General features: G+C 36.8%; 1 protein-coding gene. It reads left to right on the top strand.

Annotation, left to right across the window (positions count from 1 at the left end; all coding sequences use genetic code 11):
- A partial coding sequence (locus JDF658_RS13925; RefSeq protein ID WP_143312029.1) for a DEAD/DEAH box helicase occupies positions 1 to 201 on the top strand: 201 nt, incomplete at both ends.

Genomic DNA, 201 nt, shown 5'->3' on the forward strand with positions numbered 1-201 from the left:
ATCCAGGTTGCTGAAGAAATTAGTAAGATTGGCAAGTTTAAAGAAGTAAAAACTTTGCCGATTTATGGTGGACAACCTATTGAGAGACAAATTCATGCCTTGAAAAAAGGGGTACAGATTGTCATTGGAACTCCTGGCAGGATATTAGACCATTTAAATCGTAAGACTCTAATTCTTAACAATGTCAAGATGGTGGTTCTG

Source organism: Carboxydocella sp. JDF658 (assembly GCF_002049395.1).
GTDB lineage: Bacteria > Bacillota.